Genomic DNA, 23,492 nt, shown 5'->3' with positions numbered 1-23,492 from the left:
TTAAAGCCATTTTTACATGCGGGGCATAAAAAAAATAGTACCAACATCCTATGGTACTATTTCAGCTTTTTTTCTTTGTCCAGCAGTCCCATTTCCTTGAGCTTGCTTGCTGCTTCTTTTGAACCTTCCAAACCAAGCTTTTTCAATATATGATTGACATGATTTTTGACGGTACGCAATGTTATAAATAACTTGTCTGCAATTTGTGGTTGCGAATACCCTTGATCGATTAAACTAAGAAGCTGCAGTTCTGATGGAGTAATCAAATCCCCCATCTTCTTTGCTTCAAATTCTCGTTCCATAGCCCTTAGTCTACGAAACTCCTCGCGCAATTGTTCTGCCGCGGTTGCACTGATTGGAGATTGCTTGCTGTACGCCGCTCGCACAGCAGCTGGAATTTGCTCGAAGTTCGATTTCAGCTGATAATCAATGGCTCCGACTTGGAATGACTTAAGAATAAGTTCCTTCTCTTCCATAGATGTCAGCATAATAATGCGTGCTCCAATCGTTAATGCTGTCTCCTCAGCCAATGCAATTCCTTCTGGTTTTCCTTGAATCATAATATCCATCAGTACAACATCCACATGATTGTTCGTTTGATGCAATGCTTCTCTTAGCTCATCTCCAGTTGAGGCAGTCCAGACAAGTTGGAAGTCAGGTTCGCCGTTTAAATAGTCAGCAACACCTCTAAGCCAGTCGGGATCATCTTCAACAAGCCCTACTCGAATTTTATTCAACCTTTTCGCCTCCACTCCTAAGCTCACTTGAAATCCATTCAGCCTGTATCCCTTTTTTGGGAAATGCCATATAAAAAGTTGTCCCTTCTCCCTTCTTGCTGCGGAAGTGAAGTGAACCTTTATGTTTCCTCATGACATGATAAGCATATGGCAGACCTAAGCCAAAGTTGCTCCCACCTAATTTCGTCGTAAAAAAGGGCTCAAACACGCTCATTCGCTCCACACGATCCATGCCGGGTCCATCGTCTTTAATTTCAATAACCAGCTCACGTTTCATATCGGTCATTGCAACTTCCAATTTCCCCTTGCCCTCCATTGCTTCTACAGCATTTATAACAATGTTCGTTAACGCTTCTGATACTTGAGCATGATCAATCTTGCATTGCCAGTGAGCAACAAGTCTAGTCGTTAATTGTATATTGCCAATGATAGGTCGAAGTGTATGAAGCGTCCCTTCAACTACGCTTGCAAGATCGCCTCGTTCGAGTTGAAGCTGAATATCTTCTGTCCTCCGATGGACGCGCTGAACCATTTCTTCCATATGACGAGACGCTGACAATACTGAATTGATATCTTCGAGCAACTCCAATTGATTGGTATTAGTTGCATAACGTTTCATCTTTTCAGCGAAAAGCCTTAGCTTACCTGCATCATTTTTGATTGCGTGATTCAACATAGCCGTACCTGAAGTGACTGCTCTTAATGTGGAATCGTATCGCTTGCGATCAATAAGTACACGCATACCCATAAATCCATATGTAAAAAGACCACCAACAAATACAGCTGCCCCAAGTCCTACGCCCCATGTGTTGTACACCCACATGCGCATCATGCCTATACTTGGCAAAATATAATTCATAAACATAACAAATAGTACAGTTGGCAATACGGCAAAACATACAATCCAGTGTGTGCGCGCTAACATGGTTGGAGGAATTCGTTTGGACAATACAATAATCGTTCCTATAATAATGTACGGCGCAGCCCACCAAACAACTACATCATAAGAAATAGGATATTGTTTTGTATAAAATGGCGTGGAAACAATGGTGATTAGGATAGGTAATAAGAGCAGCAAAGGGAGCGTCCAAGATAAAGTCCGATCCATTCGGAAATTGCGATATGAAAGTGCAAACAGCAAAAAGAAATATGCGATACCATAATAAGAAAATAAGGAAGAGAATGCTTGCACTTGATAAAGTATAAATTGTACATTCTCATTAGCGCCGGCTGTAGTCGCTTTGGGCAGCCAGTGCATATCAAGTAATGCTGCCAGCGCTCCAGCTGCACCACTAAAGGCAAGTGCGCCGAGCCGCCGATTAACGGCGGAACTCGGTCCAGATAACCAAAGGATAGCTGTTATTGATAATAAGGCAATAAAGACAAAATGCATCTTTCAGCTCCTTCTGAGCGGCTTATTCCGTCACTTCAATCGTAATCGGCGACCATTCCGCAATGACAGTTTGTCCATGTACAGATACACTGCCCTCCGGTGTCAAATCCTTCTCTGTCATAATGCCTAATGCAACAGTGAACTCATTAAATTTAACCGGAACATTCCGTTCTCTGCGAACTTCTACACCATTTACGAAAAATACAACTTCGTCACTATTTCGGTTGTAACTAATTTTGTACGTATTGAATTCCCGTGGAACAAACCCTGTTTTGTCTTCCTTAAACACGCAGAAATATCGTGTTCCATCACTTTCAGGCACTTGAACGCCTGGGAAAGGCAACACAGCGTACACACTTGCAAACTGATCATTGCTTGCAAAAAAGTCCAATGCGCCGCCTGTCGTAAAGTCTAACAAGTTCAACGACACAAAACCATCATATAGATCGCCAGCCGTCGTATTTTGAGTTCTTGCACGGATTTTAAGTTCAAAACTAATTTCACCCGACTGCGGTACTTCAACTGGTTTTGCTGAATAATACATATGTTTTGCATTGTCTAAAATTTGCACATGATTATTTGAACGGCTTAATGTCGCACGAGTATATAAAATGCCGTTTCTTACAACGACAACTGCATCTGGTTCGCGATATTGCCAAAATGATCCATCCGGCAGCGGAAAACCGCCTATTTTCCAAACTTCTCCTTCGTTCAAAATCGTATGGAAATCTCCTAATGTCCTAATAGTACTCATTATATGCCTTCTTTCCACGTTGTCTATTGTTGTTATTACAAATTTGCTTGAATTATCAAGGTAATTATTAACACGACGCCGCATCGCATCGTTGCTTTCAATGAAGTTGCCATTAATGGTAAATAAGCGACAGACTTATTATGCTCACTTAATTGACCGTACACCAAATATAATGGAATAGCTGTTGGAAGAGCAAATAAAGCAAAGATCGGAAGCTCTCCAAAAACGATACATGCAAATAAAGAAATGTAAGCCATAATTAATATAAACTTAGAAAACTGCAGTGCTCTCTTCTCTCCCCAGACGACAACAAGTGTACGCTTACCAGCTTGCTTATCCGCTTCCCAATGAAGAAAATGATGATTAAATAATACGAGTGTTGTCAGCAAACCGATCGGAAGCGATAACAGCAGCGCCCGGTAATCTAGTTCGGAGGTTTGCACATAATAAGCCCCTGCAACTGGAAGCACGCCAAATGCTAGAAGAATTGCAATTTCACTATATCCCTTCCCACGATAACCAAATCGAATTGGCGGAGCAACATAGAAATATGCAATAAATGCGCCAGCTAGTCCAAAGATAAGTACTGTCCATCCACTATAAAGGCTTAGAATAACACCGCTCACTGCTGCAACTAGAAAAAGAACCCACGTAATTGTTCTAAATAAGCCAATACTCCATGTACCATTCGTTAAATAACCCGAATTAGTCGATATAGCACCTTCTGTCCCTTTTGCTGCTTCGTCCGTTCCACTATAATAATCCCATAGATCATTAATCATATTAGAAAATAAATGTGCAGCACCTGCACCAATTAACGTAATAGCAAATAGCAAAAAATTGAATTGGCCTTTCCAGACATAAGCACCTAATGCACCTAACGCCACCGGAATGAGCATGACCGGTATCACCTTGAATCTGGATGCCTTCATAAACTGCTTCAACATGATTGCGCACAACCTTTCAAACGAATGTAGAATGATAAATAGATGAGATTAGATCATCATTTCTTCATATATAGTATCTCTTGGCAATACCGTCTAGCGAGCGATTGAAAATAAGCTGATTGAATCGAAATAACCGCAACAAATAAAATGTTGCATAGCGCAGCTTGTTGTTCTGCCGTCAGAGACTTCATGTTATATGCTGCACCAACTGCATTCTCCAAAATAATGCCTTCCATAGTATCAACATTCATCGTTCGCCCTATTTTTAGGCCATCCAACTCTTCGTACATTGTGGAATAAGTTGAGAACAGAACAAGTGGTGACACTAAATTTCCAGTTGATTGTTCTTCCTTACGACTTGGTTCGAATAGAATAGAAAATAATCTTCTTATCGTTTCAAAATCCAAATTAGATTTTAGGTCATCGATCATTAATAACATGGCTGCTTGTTTAAGCGAATACTTTTTCCCTGCCATCGGGCAACTGAAATAAAGTTTGAAATCACGCTTGACCCAATTTTGCATTGATGTCGCAGACAATGTAGAAAACTCCAACAAATTGCCTAAGTCAGCTATTTCATGAAGAGAGAAACCTTTCCTCTCTGAACATCTCATTAACTTTTCTACTATAGATGGTAGAACGACTCGATTTTTATTCCAAGAATTCTGCAAAATTTCTGTTGCTTTGTGGGGGCAATTCTCTTCCAATGCCAGCAGGAGGAAAGCTAGCTCTTGGCGAGTCAGTGTATAGGATTCCATCCAATTAACCTCCATTTTTAAGCTTATCAGTTCATATGAACTCATCTTAAGCCTGCGAAATAGAGATGTAAAGACTCGAAAAACAATGAGAACGTTACTCCGTAGTCCCGTGAGTGCTTCTAATAGAGTCTCAAAGGCTCATAGCGTTCCTTTTGGCAGTTGTCAGTACCTGTAATCTTTCGCTATAGTAATCATAAGTAAATAAAAATTCAAAAAACAAAGGGTAGTGAGAATCGGAAATGGGTATAGGACTCAATTTAATCATGATTGCTCTTCTAATTTTATTAACTGCTTTTTTCGTCGCCACAGAGTTTGCCATCGTCAAGCTGCGGACGAGCCGAATTGATCAGTTAGTGCTGGAAGGCCGGAAGAACGCGTTAGCTGTTCAAAAGGTTTCAAGCAATCTGGATGCCTACTTGTCGGCATGCCAACTTGGTATAACGATTACAGCTCTTGGACTTGGTTTCTTGGGCGAACCGACAGTAGAAAAAATACTTTTACCCGTATTTAATGGATTAGAAATCAATGAGAGTGTCAGTCATATTCTTTCCATTGGTATTGCGTTCATCTTTATTACGTTTCTCCATGTTGTTATTGGAGAATTAGCACCGAAGTCAGTGGCAATTCAGAAGGCGGAAGCAATCTCCTTCTTAACTGCTAAGCCGATTATTTTCTTTCATAAATTAATGTACCCATTCATCTGGTTATTGAACGGTTCCGCGAACGCACTTGTGCGTATGTTTGGACTAAGACCAATGAAAGAGCATGAAGATGCTCATTCCGAAGAAGAAATTCAAATCATTTTGAACGAAAGTTACCAAAGCGGCAAAATCAACAATACCGAATACGGTTATGTGAGCCGAATCTTCGCCTTCGATGAGTTGCTGGCTAAAGAGATTATGGTACCTCGTACCGATATGATTTGCTTATATACGAACTATTCTCTGAAGGATAACTTAGATATTATTCGTCAGGAACAATATACTCGTTTTCCTGTAGCACTAGAAAGTAAAGACAATATCGTCGGCATGATTAATACGAAGCAGCTATTTCTTGAATATGAAGTAGACAAAGCATTCGAAATTAAAAAGCTGATCCATCCTGTACTGAGCGTATCAGAAGTAACACCAGTTAAATTACTATTAAAGAGAATGCAACTCGAACGTGTTCATATCGCCATTTTGGTTGACGAATACGGCGGTACATCTGGACTTATTACAATTGAAGATATACTTGAAGAAATTGTTGGCGAAATTAGAGACGAATTTGATGCCGATGAGCGAAAAGAAATTGAGCAGCTAGCTGATAATTGCTATCTACTTGACGGCAAAGTGCTTCTAGATGAACTTGGCGAACTTACAGGAATGAAATTCGAAGAAGAAGATGTAGATACGATTGGCGGCTGGCTGTATAGCAAGCTCGTTGATCCAAAGCCAGGCCGAGAGCATCATTACGAGCATTTAAAATTCATTATTCGTGAAACAAGCAAAAACCGAATCCGGAAAATCGAGTTGCAAATTGAGCAACCTGCTTTGGAAGGCGAATCTGCTTAATTACAACCCTCTATTATAAAGAAGCAGCCCACTATTTGCGGCTGCTTCTTTTGTATATTTAGCACACTCTTTTGCCCGATATTGGACTATACATCATACATTTTCCTTAGCCGTCTTTTCTCGTACAATTAACTTAAAAACGGCTGTCTTGCTTCCCAACGATGATCGATAACGCTCCATATGTGATTTCGCTAGTGGAGATGCATAATATCCCGGTACATACTTATTCAGCATAGCCTGCATTGCTTCAGTCGCCTCATCCATTCCTTCAACCGCTTCGATATAACCAAACGCCATTACGCTCATATAAGCTGTGTCTGTTTTGGCTGGAATAGGGTCAGGAATTGTGCCATATGCCTCACTTATTGTAAAACATGCTTCGTTATTGTTCCCAATGATGTCAATTTTCCGTCCCTCCTCAGCTCCATGGAAGTAAATACTATTATTCAACCAAACATAATTAAGCGGCACGACATATGGCTGTACACCATCCGCAAGTCCTAAGTATCCTGTTTGAGCCTCTGCAAGAAAAGTATCAATTTTAAACTGATCGGTGCACTCGCGTTTTTTCATCCTAATTGTAAACATCTGCTTCATCCCTTCTCACTCATCGTTTGTTGTGGTAATGTCACTATAAGGAAATTTTGTATCCATCAAAAGTGACAATATTCACATTCTCAAGGGGGTCAGCGATCGAGTATGTTGTCCATTACACCATTATTAATCAAATCAGGGGATGCACCTCTATATGTTCAGCTATATAAATATATTCGCGACCAAATTGAAAGAGGCAAGCTTGAGTCTGGGGGCAACTTACCCTCCATCAGACAACTTGCCAGCCATCTTGGATTAAGTAAAAATACGGTTGAATCGGCATATGCGCAGCTCCTTGCTGAAGGGTATGTAGAAAGTCGCGAACGAGGCGGATTTACGATTCTTCCCCTTGAAGAACCGTTGCGGGTAGAAGCATCTTTTTCTAAAAATAACGTTAATAACCTGCTTTTAGATACGAAGGAATCATCAAAAATACCTCAATATGACTTCCGTTACGGCGATATCGCATTTGATCGCTTTCCTAATGAGCAATGGAAATCATGTATGGTAGAAGCGCTCTCTGCTCCTCCTACTCAAGTATTAGGTTACGGAGATCCGTTTGGCTTCTCTGGCTTACGGCAAGAAATTGCCCAATATGCTTTCCAAACTCGTGGAGTTGTCTGTCACTCTGACCAAATCTTTATTAGTGCAGGTACACAACATGCAATAAGTATGGTGGTTCAACTACTTGGTCTGAACAATAAAGCAATTGCAATGGAGGAGCCGGGCTACTTTGGTGTCAAAACTGTGCTGGACAATATTGGATGTAAAGTCCATCCAATTGATGTTGAACAAGATGGTATTAGTATAGAAAAACTTCAATCATCTACTGTGAATATAGTCTATGTGACTCCTTCGCATCAATTTCCTTTAGGCATGGTCATGCCTATACAGAAGCGCCAGCGGTTATTACAATGGGCGGCAGATAGAAACGGTCTTATTATTGAAGATGATTATGACAGTGAGCTTAGATACAATAGTCAGCCCATCCCCTCTCTAAAAGCGCTGGACACGAACGGAAATGTCATTTATTTGGGCACCTTATCCAAGTCATTCCTTCCAGCTGCCAGATTAAGTTATGTCATAATGCCAACATCACAATTGGAGATCGTTCGAGAAAAATTATCTCATTACAGCCAATCTGTATCTCCAATTATTCAACATGCTCTTTGGCTGTTTATGAAGCATGGATACTTTACGAGACATGTACGTAGGATGAAACGTGTTTACGGAGCAAGACACAAAGCATTAACAGAAGCAATTAAGCTTGTAATGGGTAATCAGGTCGACATTATTGGCGATCATTCGGGGATGCATCTATTGCTAGATGTAAAAAATAAGAGAAGTAAAGATCTTTTGCGACTTGCTGAAGAAGTAGATTGCCGAGTTTATTCTCCAAGCAAACATTGGAATCATTCATCCCTTTGTCCAGATTCCTATGTCATGCTTGGTTTTGGAGGGTTGACTGAACTGCAGCTTCAAGAAGGTATAAACCGTCTTAACAAAGCATGGTTTCATTGAGTAATAGTTTGAAAATTTAAACTTTAGAAAAAGGCTTGCAATTATTATTGGTTCTATGTCATAATACATCTTGTGTTCAGGAAAAAAACATACGCCGTTGTAGCTCAACTGGTAGAGCAACTGACTTGTAATCAGTAGGTTGGGGGTTCAAGTCCTCTCGACGGCACCATTTTTTCCCGGGACGTAGCTCAGCTTGGTAGAGCACCTGGTTTGGGTCCAGGGGGTCGCATGTTCAAATCGTGTCGTCCCGACCATTACCACGAACTTATGAAATACATATACCTAAAGAGGGTCTCTACACTGATCAAATCAGATAGAGATCCTCTTTTTTATTGTAAAATAAAAAACGGAACATCATGTTAATGTGAACACTAGCACATCAAGTCCCGTTTCGATCACTATGTTAGATGAAATTACTTATCGGATTCATCCCATTTTTTCGAATATGCTTTTTTCGTAATCCATAACGTAATCCACGTTACTAATGCAATAATAATAATTGAGAATATCCAAACCGACGCTGGTACTCCACCCATGTCTGTCCCCCCTCTCGATACTCCCTATTTTACATTATTTTCACACACTTAATTCATGACATTCGTTAACAATTATCGAACATTTCTGTAAGCTAGCCTTTGCGTATCGTTCCTAGCCAAACTTCTGGTGTTAGCCATTTACGGAACAGTAAAAAAAGAACAACAGGCGGAATGCTTATAAATGCTGCATATTGGAGTGAAATCGGATCGAATATATCTATACCAGGCATACCACGTTCATTCATTAATCTTACGAAATGGACACTTGGCACCTTGTCTGAATTTACAAATGCGGCAATTGTAAATGAATTCCCCCTTCTCTTCTGTTTCAGCTTGAATCTTCAAATGTTCGTATTTACTGTTGAAAATTTCTTCATTTTTTGTAATAAAGACTTCGAACGTTCCTGATAAATCAATTCTGAAGTTGGCAGTACTGGAGTTGGTTTATTTCAATAAGTCCCGTATAATTAGAAACGATTGGAATGTTAAGGAGGATTTATTTGTATGGAATTCAGATTGGATTTATTAGAAACGAAAATTGAGTTTTTTGAAGCCATTAATTTAAAATCGCTAGAATCTCAAATTGAGAAATCTATTGATATTAACCGCGCACTAATGCTCGATGTGTATTCTATTTCACATCAGTCAACTTTTAACCATCGAACTGAAAAAATGCATTTTAGTGCTGTCGTTCATTTTAAGATTAAGAGATAATCAATTGATTTTCACTTTCTACAAAATAAGGCTCCACCTCATTTGCAGATTACGCTGTTTTGAGGTGGAGCCTTTTCACTTTACATTGGCTTCGTATCTAAACTAGACTCCAGAGTGCTGGAGCATTAATTGGCTCCCAGCCAAGAAGTGACGTATGAGGCTGACGACAACTATATGTTCTCCCGCTATATGTGACCTGATCTCCAACATTATAATTCACGCCCGCAGCCCAAGTTGCTGGACCACTTGTAGTATTAGTTGTCGCTTGAACCGATGAACCTGCAGAGATATTTCCTGCTGCATCCACTGCTTTTACAGTGAAAGTATATGCGGTACCAGCAGCCAGATTGTTAACTACGGTTGATGTACCAGTTACATTCAAAATCGTAGTCCCATAAGCAACCGTATAACCAGTTACCCCCGTATCATCGGTTGATGCACCCCAATTTAAAATAACGCTTGAACTCGTTATCCCGTTAACTTGAACATTTGATGGAGCCGTAGGTGCAGTAGTATCGGGAGATGAGGGTGTTGTTCGTTGATAAACATTGCTTGCTGCTGAAAGATTGCCGGCTGCATCTCTAGCCTTCACAGTAAAGCTATACGTTACATTTTGCATAAGTCCACTTATAACAGCTGTAGTCCCTGTAACATTTACACTTGAGGAACCATAATAAACGGTATAACCAGTTACTCCGACATTATCAGTTGATGCATTCCATGCAAGACTAATGGTAGTAGCCGTTGCTCCAATCGAATGAAGATTGGTTGGTGTAGTTGGCGCTACTAAATCAACAGGCACCGTGCTGCACGGACCAATCAATTTCCATACACTACTTATGTCTGGACGTTCACCTCTCGTCCACCATCTCGCTTCATATTCATTTCCATTGTACGACGCACGTTGACCACCTGTATAAACCGCAGTAGCATTCCATTCCTGCACCGTACACACGCTAGCTGGATTTGTTGTCACAACTAATGGTGTACTAGCTGCCGATATATTGCCTGCTGCATCATAAGCTTTCACCGTAAACGTATACGTTGTATTAGGTAATAATCCACTGATCGTCGTACTCGTACTAGGCAAATTAACGTTTACTCCACCGTAAGATATGGTATAACCTGTTACTCCAACGTTATCCGTTGAAGCATTCCAAGCTAAATTAATGGATGATGCTGTAGTACCTGTAGAACGTAAATTACCTGGTACTGTTGGTGGAATAATATCAACAATAGGGGCATCAGTCGTCACTGTGACTATATTGCTCGCACCCGAAATATTGTTTGCCGCATCTCTAGCCTTCACTGTAAACGTATACGCTGTACTTGGTGTAAGACCACTAATTGTTGTACTGGTACCAGTAACTGATGCCATTGTAGATCCATAAGTAACAATATATCCGGTGACAGCTCGGTCATCAATGGAAGCATCCCAAGAAAGGGAGACGCTAGTGGAAGTTTTGCCTGTTGACTGTAGATTTGCAGGTATAGTCGGGGCAAGAATGTCGCCTCCGCCCGTATCAAACTGATTCAGATACGTACGATGACTCGTAGAAAATTGGAAGTTGTTATACTTATCCCAGTTAATGGACCATGTCATTAGACCGCGCATTCCAGGTTGTGCTCCATTCCTCAGCACGTAACTTCCTCCAGAGGGCTCACCCTTCATCAAGTAGTTCAGCGCTTTATGAACCTCTGCAACCGACGTAAATCCGCCGCCCGCATTCTGATTCGCCGGTAGTCCTATGACAACTTGATCGGGACGAAGTCCAGGGAAAAATTGATTGTTATTGCCTGCAACAGGAAATCCAGTAAGCACCATATCCGCCATAGCTACATGGAAGTCGGCATTTCCCATTGCATAGAACTGGTTATCTAAAGCCGTAATTTGACCAGAATTGTAATGCTGGACTTGTACCCAATCCAAAATGTCTCGCAGAGCATGAATGACAGGTAAATAAGAACCCGCTCTATTATCACAGGATAAGCAGCTTCCCCCGTAAAACTTAAAACCGACTTGAACAAAAAACGTTTCAGGTGCCATAGTCAGCATAAAGCTGCTGCCATAAAAATCGTGAAGCTCCCTCACAGCCGAGATTAAGTTCGTTATAACTGGTGTCGTCGGGTTTCTAAAATCATTATCGCCACTATTAAAATAGAGCGAGTGACCTTCGAAGTCGATGTCTAAGCCATCAAATCCGTATTTTGTAATAATTGTTTTCATCGATGTCACAAACGCCTGTCTTGCGGCAGCAGTTGCAAGCTGTACCTGACCATTAGCACCACCTATAGAAATGATGACCTTCTTACCTTGGCTCTGTAAATATTGAACATCAGAAATAAATTGTGCATCCGTTGCATTAAAAGGAGTAAAACCTATCGTTCCTCCTTGCGATCCATTGGTAGGTTCTGCGAAGGAAACATTTATAACGTCAAAATTTGGTGAGACATCACGAAGTCGGATATATCCTGATCCGTTATCAAAGTTATGCCAATAACCTACAAGAACTTTGGTATTTGCGGGAATAGACGCATATGCACTAGGAACATTCCATGACAGTCCAGTCATACTAATAAGAAGAACAAGCGTAATTAGCAGTACTCGAACGAATCCACTTTCTTTGTGAGCCTTCGTCACCATAACTGATCGCCTCCTCTATTTAGATCGCATTCCAAAGCGCTTGAACATTTGTTGGCTCCCATCCAAGAAGTGAAGTATGCGGTTGGCGACAGCTATATGTTCGACCACCATATGTCACTTGGTCGCCTACCTTATAACTAACATTTGGTGCCCATGCGGCAGGACCGCTGGTTGTACTAGTCGTAGCTTGAACAGTTGAAGCTGTCGATGTGTTTCCAGCAGCATCAGAAGCTTTCACCGCAAATGTATATGATGTTCCTGGAGTCAAGTTACTAATTACAGTTGTTAATCCTGTAACATTGACGCTTGTTGTTCCATACGTAACGGTGTAACCTGTAACACCAGTATTATCAGTCGAAGCGCCCCATGACAAAGTAACGCTTGAGCTTGTTATTCCAGTAGCTTGAACATTTGTTGGAGCTGTTGGAGGCATCGTGTCAGTTGAGGAAAGTGTCGATGCTTGCCTTGCACTGCTAGCCGCAGACAAATTGCCTGCTGCATCTCTTGCTTTCACCGTAAAGCTATACGACGTATTCGGAGATAAACCGCTAATCGTAGTGGTCGTTCCAGTAACATTGACACTGGAGGAGCCGAAATAAACGATATATCCCGTAACGCCAACATTATCCGTTGAGGCTCCCCATGAAAGACTAATCGTAGATGCAGTGGCACCTGTCGATTGGAGATTGCTCGGCACTGTTGGAGGTATTAAATCACCAGTACCCGTACCGCATGGCCCAATTAATCTCCATACACTGCTAATATCGGGACGCTCACCTCTGGTCCACCATCTCGCTTCATATTCATTGCCGCTGTAGGAAGCTCGCTGACTGCCTGAATACGCTGTCGATGCACTCCATTCTTGCACCGTGCACACGCTTGCCGGATTAGTAGTAACAGTGAGCGCTGTGCTTGGGGATGAAACATTACCCGCTGCATCATTAGCTCTTACTGTAAACGTATATGTCGTATTGGGCGATAAACCGCTAATTGTAGTGCTTGTGCCCTGCGAAGTGATGTTAACTCCACTGTAGGATACGGTATAACCCGTTACAGCAACGTTATCGGTCGAGGCGTTCCAAGCTAAATTAACCGTTGATGCAGTTGTGCTTGTCGTACGCAAGTTAGCCGGTACAGTTGGCGGAACGACATCCACAATAGGGGCATCTGTCGTTACTGCAACTACATTGCTTGCCCCCGAAATATTTCCTGCCGCATCTCTCGCCTTAACCGTGAAGGAATAAGCAGTATTTGGAGTCAACCCGTTAATTGTAGTGCTTGTGCCAGTAACAGTCGTTGAGATTGACCCATACGTTACTGAATACCCCGATACTCCTCGGTCATCTGTAGAAGCGTTCCATGACAAGCTGACACTTGTTGAAGTTTTACTAGTGGATTGCAAATTTGCAGGTACGGTCGGTGCAGTAGTGTCACCTCCACCTGAGCCGAATTGATCTAAATAGGTGCGGTGACTCGTAGAAAACAGGAAGTTATTGACCTTATCCCAGTTAATAGACCAGGTCATCAATCCTTTGAAGTTTGGATAACCAGTAGTGTTACGAAGCACATAAGTCCCACCATACGGCACACCTTTTATGAGGTAGTCCAGCGCTTTCTGAACATTCGCTGGCGCTGTATAGCCACCGCCTGCAGCTTGTGGGGATGATGGCAAACCTATAACAATTTGATCTTGACGTAATGCGGGGAATAGGTTGTTGGGATTGTTGCCGACTGGAAATCCAACTAGAAGCATTTCAGCCATTGCTACCTGGAAGTCTGGCGTTCCTTGGGAATAAGCTCTTCCGTCAAGCCCTAACATTGGTCCAGAGTTGTAATGCTGAACATGCAAGTAGTCGAGCTCATTTCTCAAATCGTAAATGACTGGGAGATACGCACCCCACATACCAGAATATGTTCCTGCTCCACCTTGGACATAGGCTGTTTCTGGTGCCATCGTAAGGAGGAAATTTGCACTATAGCTGTTCAAAATTTCTCTTGTCGCAGAAATTAAATTAACAATCTTCGGTGTAGTAGGAGCCTTAAAGTCAACATCACCTCCATTTAAGGAAAGGGAGCTGCCTTCAAGGTCGATGTCGAGACCGTCAAAACCATAAGTATTAATTATATTTTTCATCGTATTTACAAATGTTGTTTTGGCGCTAGCTGTAGTCAATTCCACAGCACCGTTAGCGCCGCCGATCGATATAAGTACTTTTTGACCACGAGCTTTTAGAAAAGCAATATCGGATTGAAACTCACTTACCGTTGCATTGTATGGAGTAAACACCATATTTCCAGTGTGAGCTCCACCAGCTGGTTCAGCGAATGCAACCTGAATCACATCATAATCAGGGGAAATATCCCTTAAACGAATGTTGACGGAAAAGTTGTCGAAGTTATGCCAATATCCTACTATTATTTTGTTACGTGCGGTCGCTGCCTCTACTCTATTAGTACCAATCTGTACCCCGGAAAATATAACTAATGCAGCAAGCGCGGCCAAACAAACTCGCATAATCGGTGATTTCAACCGTAAATAGCTATTCATCATCTCTTGTCTCCCTTCTCATTTTACAAACTCTACATACTAGATTTGTAAGCGATTACAATATATTCACTAATGAACACATCACCTCCTTACAGTATGAATGGGCTGTACTTTGAGTTTCGTGCAGGATCGAGAGGTACAAATAGAGCTGACTCTTATTGCAAACAATTGAGGAGAGCTGGCACATGTAGAGGAGAGTTAATCTTATTGCGGAAGTAACTTCTATTCTGAGGGTGAACGCTGCTGAAAATAAAGGGGATTATTCTACAAAGTAAGGGGAAATATCTCTTGAAAAACGGTATCCTTTACACAAGAACAAATTCTCTCCATCGTAAGGAATGCCACTGACATATTTAGAGTCAACTAGACTTCAGCAAAATATAAGCTCAACATCAAAGTGTATTTATAATAATTAAAGATGAATAATTGTAGACAATAGCAACATCTTATCATCTACATTGATTGTATAAAATTCGCAAAAAAATATGCTCATCAAAAAAGAAATAGACGATTAAATTTTGAACCTTGATAAGTTATCTAATAAATCCTGTACTATGCCGTTAAAAGCAGATGCGGCTTTAGAGATTTGCTCCATAGATGCAAGTTGCTCTTCTGCTGTTCCTGCTACACATGATGATTCGATGGAGGCTGTATCCGCAAGATCGCGAACAGACGATTGAATCGTAATACTATTTACTTCTTGTAACCAAACAAACGTGAAAAAAAGTTTTACTTTGGGCTTTACATTAATGATTACACATGATACTCTATTCTCAAAATCTACGAATAATAGACTTCCTCTCAAATAATCAACAATCTCACCAATGAAATAATTAGCCCACACCTCAGTAGGTTTGTAAGCGCTGCCATTCAGTTGCTAACGCACATATTCATTCCACTACCCACTATTATCCCAAGCCCTCTTCCCATCCCACATCCGGTATAAATTTGTATACCGAACTGTTAATCTAGCAATAGCTCCCAATCACTATAATCCAATTGTTGCTCACACCCACACGGAAACGGATATTCATCAATAAACTGACCACGAGCTCGAATCTATCATTTCGGTTGTATATGAGCGTAGCTTCTTACGTTTATATAAATGTGATGGAAAGGAGATATTGGCTCCAACATGTGGCACCTTTTGTACGCCTTTGTACGAATTTAACCATTAAAGGAGGAAAGTTTATGACGAAGGAAATGGGTATTATCGGATCAAGCTTGTTCAAGTGGTTCACGACCTGTAGCTTATTGGTACTAGCTGTTATCTGTACGTTGTTATTTTCTGAAAAGGCTAGTGCTCACGGCTATGTAGAAGGCCCTTCTAGTAGAGCTTATCTTTGTAAGCTCGGGCAAAACACCAACTGTGGGGCAATTATTTATGAGCCGCAGAGTCTAGAAGCTGCCAAGGGATTCCCCGCTGCTGGTCCTGCTGATGGAAAAATAGCAAGTGCGAACGGCGCCTTCCCATTGCTGGATCAACAATCTTCTACAAGATGGACAAAAGTGAATATTTCTAGTGGTCAAGTTACTTTTAACTGGAAACTGACTGCGGCTCATGCAACGACAAGTTGGAAGTATTATATTACAAAGCAGAACTGGAATCCTGATTCTGCGCTAACTCGTGCTTCCTTTGAACTCACACCGTTCTGTTCAGTTAATCATGGAGGAACACGGCCGCCTTTCACCTATTCAGATACTTGTAACGTACCTTCTAGAACAGGATATCAAGTCATTTTGGCAGTATGGGAAATAGCTGACACAGCAAATGCCTTCTATAATGTAATCGATGTAAACTTCGGATCATCCAATGATACGACTGCACCGACAGCTCCATCTTCGCTTACAGTTACTGGAGTAACAAGTACTACAGCATCACTATCGTGGGGTGCTTCAAGTGATGCGTATGGTGTAAATCAATACAGAATATACAATGGGTCCACATTAGTTGCTTCTGTTTCTGGCTCTACACTGTCGTATACAGCTACAGGTCTCACCCCATCAACGTCTTATTCGTATCATGTTGTTGCTCTCGATGCTGCTGGCAATATTTCTAATACAAGCGCAACTGTGAACGCTACGACAACCCCTCCTATTATAGATATCAGCCCGCCAACCGCCCCAAGCGGCTTGCATGTTATGGGATCTCCAACCTCGAACTCCCTTCAGCTCATGTGGACAGCATCAGTGGACAATGTCGCAGTGACACAATACAAGGTCTATCAAGGTTCCACTCTAGTAGCCACTATTTCAGGATCACTAACTTCCTATACGGTCACTGGTTTAACACCTAGTACAACGTATTCATTCACAGTCTATGCTCTTGATGCTGCTGGCAATCAATCGCCTGCTAGCAATGCTATCTCAGGAACAACTACAGCACAGCCAACTGTACCAGCCTGGGCTCCAAACACGGCATATACAGTAGGAACATTAGTATCTTATAATGGTGCGGTTTATAGTTGCCGCCAAGCCCATACTTCTTTGGCGGGCTGGACCCCATCTGCGGTTGCTGCACTTTGGTTGTTACAGCCTTAATGGTAGCCGTCCTTCCTGTAGTATGGTGAAAAAAAGCAAGCCCATGTAGACAAGTTGTCACATGGGCTTGCTTTTATTAAATCTTTTAGAGATATGCAGCTCAAGTTTATCGGTACTCGAATGATTATTTCCACACAAATATTGCGAATTACTCTTGTATGACATCCGCTTCTAGTTCGCCCGCAATCTCAAGCATGATAGGAACTACTGCATCGTTAGTACCTGAAACGTATATGTCACCTTGATAATGTCTGAATGGGATTTTAACTTCACCATAACTCCACATAAAAAAATCTCCATCAATGGACATCGTAGTAGCACCTTTCACCGTAAATACCGATGAATAACAAAAATCAGGTTTGGACTCGAAATAAAGCTTGCACTCTTCTAACGAAATGGTACGCTCAGTATTGTCATTTTCCTGTAATGATCTAGTGATACGATAACGTTGACTCATTGTAATCCTCCAATATTAACTCTTCTAACTACCTGCCATTTTACACTACAGTTAACTAACTTCCAACCCTTCGGAGCTCAGAAATAAGTCTTAACAATAACGACTACTATTTTTCCGCAAATGGTTGTCCTTCTCCCTTCGTTCCGATAATTCGTACTGCCTCTCATTTTCGATACATTCCCGATTAATTAAGACTATAATTGTAGAGTAGAATAACTGCTATAAATATTTTCCTCATTTCGTAACCAATTACTCATGATCATTGAAACATGTCGATCGATTTTTTGGAATTTTTTAGATCTATAGAGAGCGAGGCATTGTTATGTCAATCAAAGGGCTTAATCATTTATTATTTTCGGTAACAGACTTAGATCAATCAATTGCTTTCTACAAGCATGTGTTTGATGCAAAACTATTGGTAAAGGGTAACAATAACAGCAATTGATCATTCATACACAATAACAAAAACCCCCACTTCGCTAGAAGTGAGGGCAACTGTTCGCTTATCTACCATGAGGTATTTAGCCATTTATATTAAAATACAATATACATTAATTGCGGATCAGATAATCGAAAGCACCTAGAGCTGCTGTAGCACCAGATCCCATTGAAATGATGATTTGTTTATACGGGCTATTTGTACAATCTCCGGCAGCAAATACTCCCGGAACGTTTGTAGCACCATGACTGTTTACAACGACCTCACCCATGCGAGTCCGTTCAACCGTCTCACCCAACCAGTCCGTATTTGGAACAAGACCGATTTGTACAAACACACCTTGCAATTCAACATGTTTAACTTCTTCTGTTTCACGATCAATGTAGGAAATCCCGTTCACTTTATCAGTACCCGTAATTTCTTTAGTTTGAACGTTTTTCAGAACAGTCACGTTAGGCAAGCTGTAAAGACGCTTTTGCAAAACTGCATCAGCTTTAAGTTCAGAAGCAAACTCAAGAACCGTTACATGCTTAACGATACCTGCAAGATCAATTGCAGCTTCGACACCGGAGTTACCGCCGCCAACAACCGCAACATCTTTTCCTATGAACAAAGGACCATCACAATGCGGGCAATAAGCTACCCCTTTGTTTTTGAACTCTGCTTCACCAGGTACGCCCATATTACGCCAGCGAGCACCTGCTGATACGATTACTGTTTTACTTTTCAGGACAGCACCGTTTTCGAGTTCAACTTCGATAAGATCCTTCTTCTCCAAACGAAGAGCACGTTGCATTTTCATAACATCAATGTCGTACTCTTTCACTTGTTGTTCAATATTAGCTACGAGCTGAGGACCTTCCGTGTACTTAACACTAATAAAGTTCTCAATTCCCACCGTATCATTGACTTGACCACCGAAGCGATCAGCAACAATACCTGTACGAATGCCTTTACGTGCAGCATAAATTGCTGCAGTTGCACCCGCTGGGCCGCCGCCAACGACAAGTACATCATAAGGATCCTTGTTATCAAACTCTGATGCGTCAGGACCGCTACCGATCTTAGCAAGAATTTCTTCAACAGTCATACGACCGCTGTCGAAAAATTCACCGTTGAGATAAACGCTTGGCACAGACATGATGTCCTTGCTCTCTACCTCTTCTTTGAACGCTGCGCCATCAATCATCGTATGAGAAATACCAGGATTGAAAATGCTCATTAGGTTCAAAGCTTGTACAACATCAGGACAATTGTGACAGCTTAAGCTAATATAAGTTTCAAACTTATACTCGCCACGGATACTCTTAATTTGATCGATTACACTTTGCTCAACTTTAGGAGCTCTTCCGCTAACCTGCAACAGGGCCAATACTAATGAAGTAAATTCATGACCAAGTGGAGTACCAGCAAAAGTTACACCGGTATCTTCACCTACACGATTAACGCTGAAACTTGGTGTTCTAGGCAACTGTGTCTTTTCCAACGTTATCCGTGAGGACATGCTGGAAATTTCATCAACTAGTGCAAGCATTTCTTGTGAAGCTTCATCAGCGCCTGCGCTAACTTTCAGCACAATATCGCCTTCCAGCAGCTCAAGATACTGAACTAATTGATTTTTAATGTCCTGGTCCAGTGTCATAATAGGCTCCTTAAATCTTGCCTACAAGATCAAGGCTTGGCTTAAGAGTTTGTCCACCCTCTGACCATTTCGCCGGGCAAACTTCACCTGGGTTCGTACGCACATATTGTGCTGCTTTGATCTTATTAACAAGAGCACTTGCATCACGGCCAATGCCGCCAGCAGTAATCTCAACTGTTTGAATAACACCGTCTGGATCGATGATGAACGTACCACGATCAGCAAGACCTTCGGATTCGATTAGTACATCGAAGTTACGGGAGATAACATGTGATGGATCCCCGATCATGATGTATGTTACTTTTCCGATTGCAGTGGAGCTTGCATGCCATGCTTTATGAGTGAAATGAGTGTCTGTCGATACGGAGTAAACTTCAACACCAAGTTGTTTCAACGTTTCGTATTGGTTTTGCAAATCTTCTAGTTCAGTCGGGCAAACGAATGTAAAGTCAGCTGGGTAGAAACAAACTACACTCCATTTACCTTTGAAGTTTTCTTCCGATACTTCGATGAATTGACCGTTGTGAAATGCTGATGCTTTAAATGGTAGTACTTCTGTTCCGATAAGTGACATAGTTTATATCTCCTCTTAGTTGAATTTTAGTTTTAGAGCAATTTCAGAACCTGCAATAGCTCGTCCTGAACACTCTTTATGATAATTATTATCAACGAATCCAAACAGAAAGTCAAGCTAAATTATAATTATTATAAAATAAGAACGAGTTCAAGCAGTGTGGCTCAATATTCATTATGCTGTTTACCGAAATAGAATATTCATTGTGTAAAAGAGAAAAAGCTTGTAGCAAATAAATATCACTACAAGCTCATTCACATAAGTAATTAAGTACACTTACTAAACCCACAACCGATGCATTGCTTGCAGCCCTCCATGTTAACAAGCGAGGCTGAGCCGCAGGCTGGACAAAGATCCCGTTCAGTCTCTAGCGAGGAAAAACCAGCAGCTTGCTCTTTGTCTGATTGAACTAATGAAACTTTAATTGATGCAGCTTGTTCTTCGCTTAGTTGATACGAATCCTTAGACATGAGTTGTAACTCTATTTGCTCAGGTTCTGATTCAGATTTGCGATGTGTTGCCCCTTCTGTCCCCAAGCCTTCTCCATTTTCCTTATGCAGCTCCAGCGCTTTCGCAACCGCATCTGCTATAGAGTCAACGCGGTTTGCACCAAATCCCGTCGCACCTGAACCTCCAATTCCTTTGAGATGCTTAATAAGTAGCTGAACTTTGTTACCATGTTCACCATAACGGAGAAATAGTGAGCATACACGCCCAAGCGCCTCTGCCATAGCAAATACATCTGAGCCCGCTTTTCCAACATTAAGAAAAACTTCGGCTGGCGTACCATTCAAATCATTGATCGTAATATACGCCATGCCAAAAGGTGTATTTAATCTATAGGTAGCCCCTCGAAGAACATTTGGTCTCCGTTTGTATTGTTTATCTAATGAGAATCCACTACTATCCGAGATTACTGATATCAGTGAGGGTACTGAAACTTCCTCCATTGACGCTTGCTCTATTGATGCCTGCTCTATTGATGCCTGCTCTATCGATGCTTCCTCTGCTGATCCATCTTCCAATAAGATGTCATTTCCTTGTTGATCAGAATCAGACTTCTTCTCCTCTGACCCCGTTGACAGTACCTGCACATCACGACTTCCGTCACGATAAATAGTTACCCCTTTGCAGCCCAACTCGTAAGCAAGTTCATACAATTGTCTTGTTTCTTCTATAGTAAAGTCTGCCGGACAATTAGCGGTTTTCGAGATTGAACTGTCGACCCAGCGCTGAATAGCGGCTTGTGTGCGAATATGATCTTCCGCCGATAGCCCCATAGCAGCTACGAAATAATCGGGGAGTTCTTCACCTGGATGTTCATCCTTCCACTTCTGAGCGATCGGAACGAGCTGTTTATCGAAGCCCAATCTGCTCTGACGGAAATATTCAAAAGCGAAATAGGGCTCAATGCCCGTTGACGTTCCAACCATCGTACCTGTACTTCCCGTAGGGGCTTGTGTAAGGACAGTTACATTACGTATCCCCTGCTTGTTAATCTGCTTACCAATTTCAGGATATGCGCTTAGCAAACTTTCCATGAATCCACTTTGCACATACTTCTCGTTGTCAAAAGCGGGAAATGAACCCTTTTCAGACGCAATTTGAGCCGAAGCCAGATAAGCCTCTTTAGCGATAAATCCATATAACTTATCCAGGAAGGATAATGACTCTTGGCTTCCATACCGAATCCCAAGCTTAATCATTAGCTCGGCAAGGCCCATCGTACCAAGTCCGATTCGGCGCTCATTCTTCTGATTAGCTTCATTTTCTGCGAAGTGGTATGGTGTCTTATCAATGACATTGTCAAGAAATCTAACTGACCAGCGTGTTACTTTGCCTAGCTCTTCCCAATCAACATCCTTCTTAGAAGCATCGTGAAATTTTGACAAATTAATTGCCGACAAGTTACATACTCCCCACCCTGGCAAGCCTTGCTCTCCACATGGATTAGTAGATACAATCGGATTGAAATACCAGCTATTTGACAACTTATTGTAACGTTCCATGAACACAACGCCCGGTTCGGCGGACTTCCATGCTGACTCGATGATGTTTTGCCATATGTCCCTTGCCCGAACCTTTCCGTACGTGATGACCCTTTTACCTAACCGTTTCCACGCTTCGAGATCTCCAGTCCAAATATCGTCATACCCCTGCTCTTTCGTATCAGGGAATACGAGCTCCCAATCCCCGTCCCGCTTCACTGCCTCCATAAAGGCATCACTTACACATACGGACAAATTTGCATTAGTCACTTCACCGTTCTTTTGCTTCACTGTAATAAAATCCATAATGTCGGGATGCCAATCGTTCATCATGAGCATTAACGCTCCGCGCCTGCTGCCACCTTGTTCAATAAGACCTGTCGTGTAGCTGAACAGTCCACCCCAAGATACTGCTCCGCTTGAAGATCCATTTACACCTACAACATTAGCTCTGCGAGGACGAAGTGACGAAATATTGATGCCAACTCCCCCGCCTCTTGCCATAATTTCCGTCATATCAGATAACGTCTTCATGATGCCGCCCCTGCTGTCTACTGGCGATGGTACGACGTAACAGTTAAATAAGGTCAGCTCTTCACTTGCACCCGCCCCTGCCATAATCCTTCCACCAGGTACAAGCTTCCAATCATCCAAAATATATCTAAACTTTCTCTCCCACTGCGCCGTCTTAGCCAAAGTAGGTTCTACCGAAGCTATAGCTGTCGCTAAACGATCCCACATCTCTTCGGGATGGCGCTCGATAGGGTGCATCAACTTCTGAATACTTGTAGAAATCGTTTCTCCATTATGAAGACGAACTTCAACCTCATCCTGCTTCCTCTCTACAACTACTCCAACCTCTTTGACGGGAAATTTAGCATCGTCCTTCATAAGTACAAGTACAGTATCCCCCGATTTCACCTTAGTTGCGTCCACATGTTTTCTAGCATATCGGTCCAAAAATATTTTTTCGCTTAATCCTTCCAGTCTCCGCAATCCGATCAACTCCTCCAAAAATAGGTCCATGAATTGAAGCTTTCCCGCTTTGTAACCATCTGATCAAACTTATTAATATCAATATATTGTTGCTCGAAATATTATAACATACCATATATTGATTTATGCTGTGATAAAAGCTACATCTTATTAATA

General features: G+C 41.7%; 19 protein-coding genes, 2 tRNA genes and 1 pseudogene. 7 read left to right on the top strand and 15 right to left on the bottom strand.

All coding sequences use genetic code 11. The features are described 5' to 3' along the window. Positions 1-56 precede the first annotated feature (56 nt). From MFF31_RS13835 to MFF31_RS13815, 5 genes are read right to left on the bottom strand one after another with little or no spacing between them, the layout of a single operon-like run. Complete coding sequence (locus MFF31_RS13835) at positions 57-737, bottom strand: response regulator transcription factor (protein WP_238188710.1); 681 nt, start codon at positions 735-737, stop codon at positions 57-59. Continuing rightward, positions 730-2,130 (bottom strand): sensor histidine kinase, encoded by a 1,401-nt coding sequence (locus MFF31_RS13830; protein WP_238188709.1) that lies wholly within the window; start codon positions 2,128-2,130, stop codon positions 730-732. Before MFF31_RS13830 ends, MFF31_RS13835 begins: the two co-directional genes overlap by 8 nt. Before the next feature lie 22 nt (positions 2,131-2,152). After that, positions 2,153-2,884 (bottom strand): DUF6081 family protein, encoded by a 732-nt coding sequence (locus MFF31_RS13825; RefSeq protein ID WP_238188708.1) that lies wholly within the window; start codon positions 2,882-2,884, stop codon positions 2,153-2,155. Positions 2,885-2,919: 35 nt separating this feature from the next. Further along, positions 2,920-3,831 (bottom strand): prenyltransferase, encoded by a 912-nt coding sequence (locus MFF31_RS13820; protein WP_238188707.1) that lies wholly within the window; start codon positions 3,829-3,831, stop codon positions 2,920-2,922. A gap of 56 nt (positions 3,832-3,887) precedes the next feature. After that, positions 3,888-4,589, bottom strand: a complete 702-nt coding sequence (locus MFF31_RS13815) for a DUF1836 domain-containing protein (RefSeq protein ID WP_238188706.1) — start codon at positions 4,587-4,589, stop codon at positions 3,888-3,890. A gap of 239 nt (positions 4,590-4,828) precedes the next feature. On the opposite strand from MFF31_RS13815, the gene MFF31_RS13810 reads away from it, so the two are divergent. Next, on the top strand, positions 4,829-6,142 hold the full coding sequence (locus tag MFF31_RS13810) for a hemolysin family protein (protein WP_238188705.1): 1,314 nt from the start codon (positions 4,829-4,831) through the stop codon (positions 6,140-6,142). Positions 6,143-6,235: 93 nt separating this feature from the next. Here the strand turns inward: MFF31_RS13810 and MFF31_RS13805 are convergent, their stop codons facing one another. Then, a complete protein-coding gene (locus MFF31_RS13805; protein ID WP_309296680.1) occupies positions 6,236-6,739 on the bottom strand; it encodes a pyridoxamine 5'-phosphate oxidase family protein in 504 nt (167 codons plus the stop codon). A gap of 102 nt (positions 6,740-6,841) precedes the next feature. Here MFF31_RS13805 and pdxR point away from each other — a divergent pair, with 102 nt between their 5' ends. The 3 genes from pdxR to MFF31_RS13790 all read left to right on the top strand — a co-directional run bounded on the left by pdxR (position 6,842) and on the right by MFF31_RS13790 (position 8,511). Continuing rightward, positions 6,842-8,257, top strand: coding sequence for a MocR-like pyridoxine biosynthesis transcription factor PdxR (pdxR, locus tag MFF31_RS13800; RefSeq protein ID WP_238188703.1), 1,416 nt, complete (start codon positions 6,842-6,844; stop codon positions 8,255-8,257). Positions 8,258-8,350: 93 nt separating this feature from the next. Continuing rightward, positions 8,351-8,426 (top strand) — tRNA-Thr (locus MFF31_RS13795). Positions 8,427-8,434: 8 nt separating this feature from the next. After that, positions 8,435-8,511: transfer RNA gene (locus tag MFF31_RS13790), tRNA-Pro, on the top strand. A gap of 159 nt (positions 8,512-8,670) precedes the next feature. Here MFF31_RS13790 and MFF31_RS25230 read toward each other — a convergent pair. Continuing rightward, positions 8,671-8,793 (bottom strand): hypothetical protein, encoded by a 123-nt coding sequence (locus MFF31_RS25230; RefSeq protein WP_282570481.1) that lies wholly within the window; start codon positions 8,791-8,793, stop codon positions 8,671-8,673. A 92-nt stretch (positions 8,794-8,885) separates the two neighbouring features. Beyond that, the gene (locus MFF31_RS13785) at positions 8,886-9,065 is read right to left on the bottom strand and encodes a hypothetical protein (RefSeq protein WP_248565487.1); all 180 of its coding nucleotides are present in this window, start codon (positions 9,063-9,065) and stop codon (positions 8,886-8,888) included. Between the two features lie 232 nt (positions 9,066-9,297). Here MFF31_RS13785 and MFF31_RS13780 point away from each other — a divergent pair, with 232 nt between their 5' ends. Further along, on the top strand, positions 9,298-9,507 hold the full coding sequence (locus MFF31_RS13780) for a DUF2536 family protein (RefSeq protein WP_238188701.1): 210 nt from the start codon (positions 9,298-9,300) through the stop codon (positions 9,505-9,507). A 97-nt stretch (positions 9,508-9,604) separates the two neighbouring features. Here MFF31_RS13780 and MFF31_RS13775 read toward each other — a convergent pair whose 3' ends face one another. The 3 genes from MFF31_RS13775 to MFF31_RS13765 form a co-directional block, all read right to left on the bottom strand. Then, the gene (locus MFF31_RS13775) at positions 9,605-12,151 is read right to left on the bottom strand and encodes a fibronectin type III domain-containing protein (RefSeq protein WP_238188700.1); all 2,547 of its coding nucleotides are present in this window, start codon (positions 12,149-12,151) and stop codon (positions 9,605-9,607) included. 19 nt (positions 12,152-12,170) lie between these two features. After that, positions 12,171-14,702 (bottom strand): fibronectin type III domain-containing protein, encoded by a 2,532-nt coding sequence (locus tag MFF31_RS13770; RefSeq protein ID WP_238188699.1) that lies wholly within the window; start codon positions 14,700-14,702, stop codon positions 12,171-12,173. A 508-nt stretch (positions 14,703-15,210) separates the two neighbouring features. Then, a complete protein-coding gene (locus MFF31_RS13765) occupies positions 15,211-15,543 on the bottom strand; it encodes a hypothetical protein (protein ID WP_248565486.1) in 333 nt (110 codons plus the stop codon). Between the two features lie 347 nt (positions 15,544-15,890). Between MFF31_RS13765 and MFF31_RS13760 the strand changes: the two genes are divergently transcribed. Next, on the top strand, positions 15,891-17,240 hold the full coding sequence (locus MFF31_RS13760; RefSeq protein ID WP_238188697.1) for a lytic polysaccharide monooxygenase: 1,350 nt from the start codon (positions 15,891-15,893) through the stop codon (positions 17,238-17,240). A gap of 148 nt (positions 17,241-17,388) precedes the next feature. Here MFF31_RS13760 and MFF31_RS13755 read toward each other — a convergent pair whose 3' ends face one another. Then, positions 17,389-17,697, bottom strand: a complete 309-nt coding sequence (locus MFF31_RS13755) for a hypothetical protein (protein ID WP_238188696.1) — start codon at positions 17,695-17,697, stop codon at positions 17,389-17,391. 322 nt (positions 17,698-18,019) lie between these two features. Between MFF31_RS13755 and MFF31_RS13750 the strand changes: the two are divergent. Beyond that, a pseudogene (locus MFF31_RS13750) lies at positions 18,020-18,136 on the top strand (VOC family protein); the annotation flags it as partial. 112 nt (positions 18,137-18,248) lie between these two features. On the opposite strand, the gene ahpF reads toward MFF31_RS13750, so the two are convergent. The 3 genes from ahpF to MFF31_RS13735 form a co-directional block, all read right to left on the bottom strand. After that, positions 18,249-19,778 carry an alkyl hydroperoxide reductase subunit F gene (gene ahpF / locus MFF31_RS13745; protein ID WP_238188695.1) on the bottom strand — a complete coding sequence of 510 codons (1,530 nt, stop codon included), beginning with the start codon at positions 19,776-19,778 and terminating at the stop codon, positions 18,249-18,251. A 10-nt stretch (positions 19,779-19,788) separates the two neighbouring features. Next, positions 19,789-20,352 carry an alkyl hydroperoxide reductase subunit C gene (gene ahpC, locus MFF31_RS13740; RefSeq protein WP_238188694.1) on the bottom strand — a complete coding sequence of 188 codons (564 nt, stop codon included), beginning with the start codon at positions 20,350-20,352 and terminating at the stop codon, positions 19,789-19,791. A 266-nt stretch (positions 20,353-20,618) separates the two neighbouring features. Beyond that, positions 20,619-23,366: an adenosylcobalamin-dependent ribonucleoside-diphosphate reductase gene (locus MFF31_RS13735; protein WP_238188693.1), complete on the bottom strand. Its 2,748-nt coding sequence runs from the start codon at positions 23,364-23,366 to the stop codon at positions 20,619-20,621. Positions 23,367-23,492: the final 126 nt, after the last annotated feature.

The organism is Paenibacillus sp. L3-i20 (assembly GCF_022180385.2).
Taxonomy (GTDB): domain Bacteria; phylum Bacillota; class Bacilli; order Paenibacillales; family Paenibacillaceae; genus Pristimantibacillus.
This window is presented reverse-complemented; position numbering and strand designations above follow the sequence as displayed.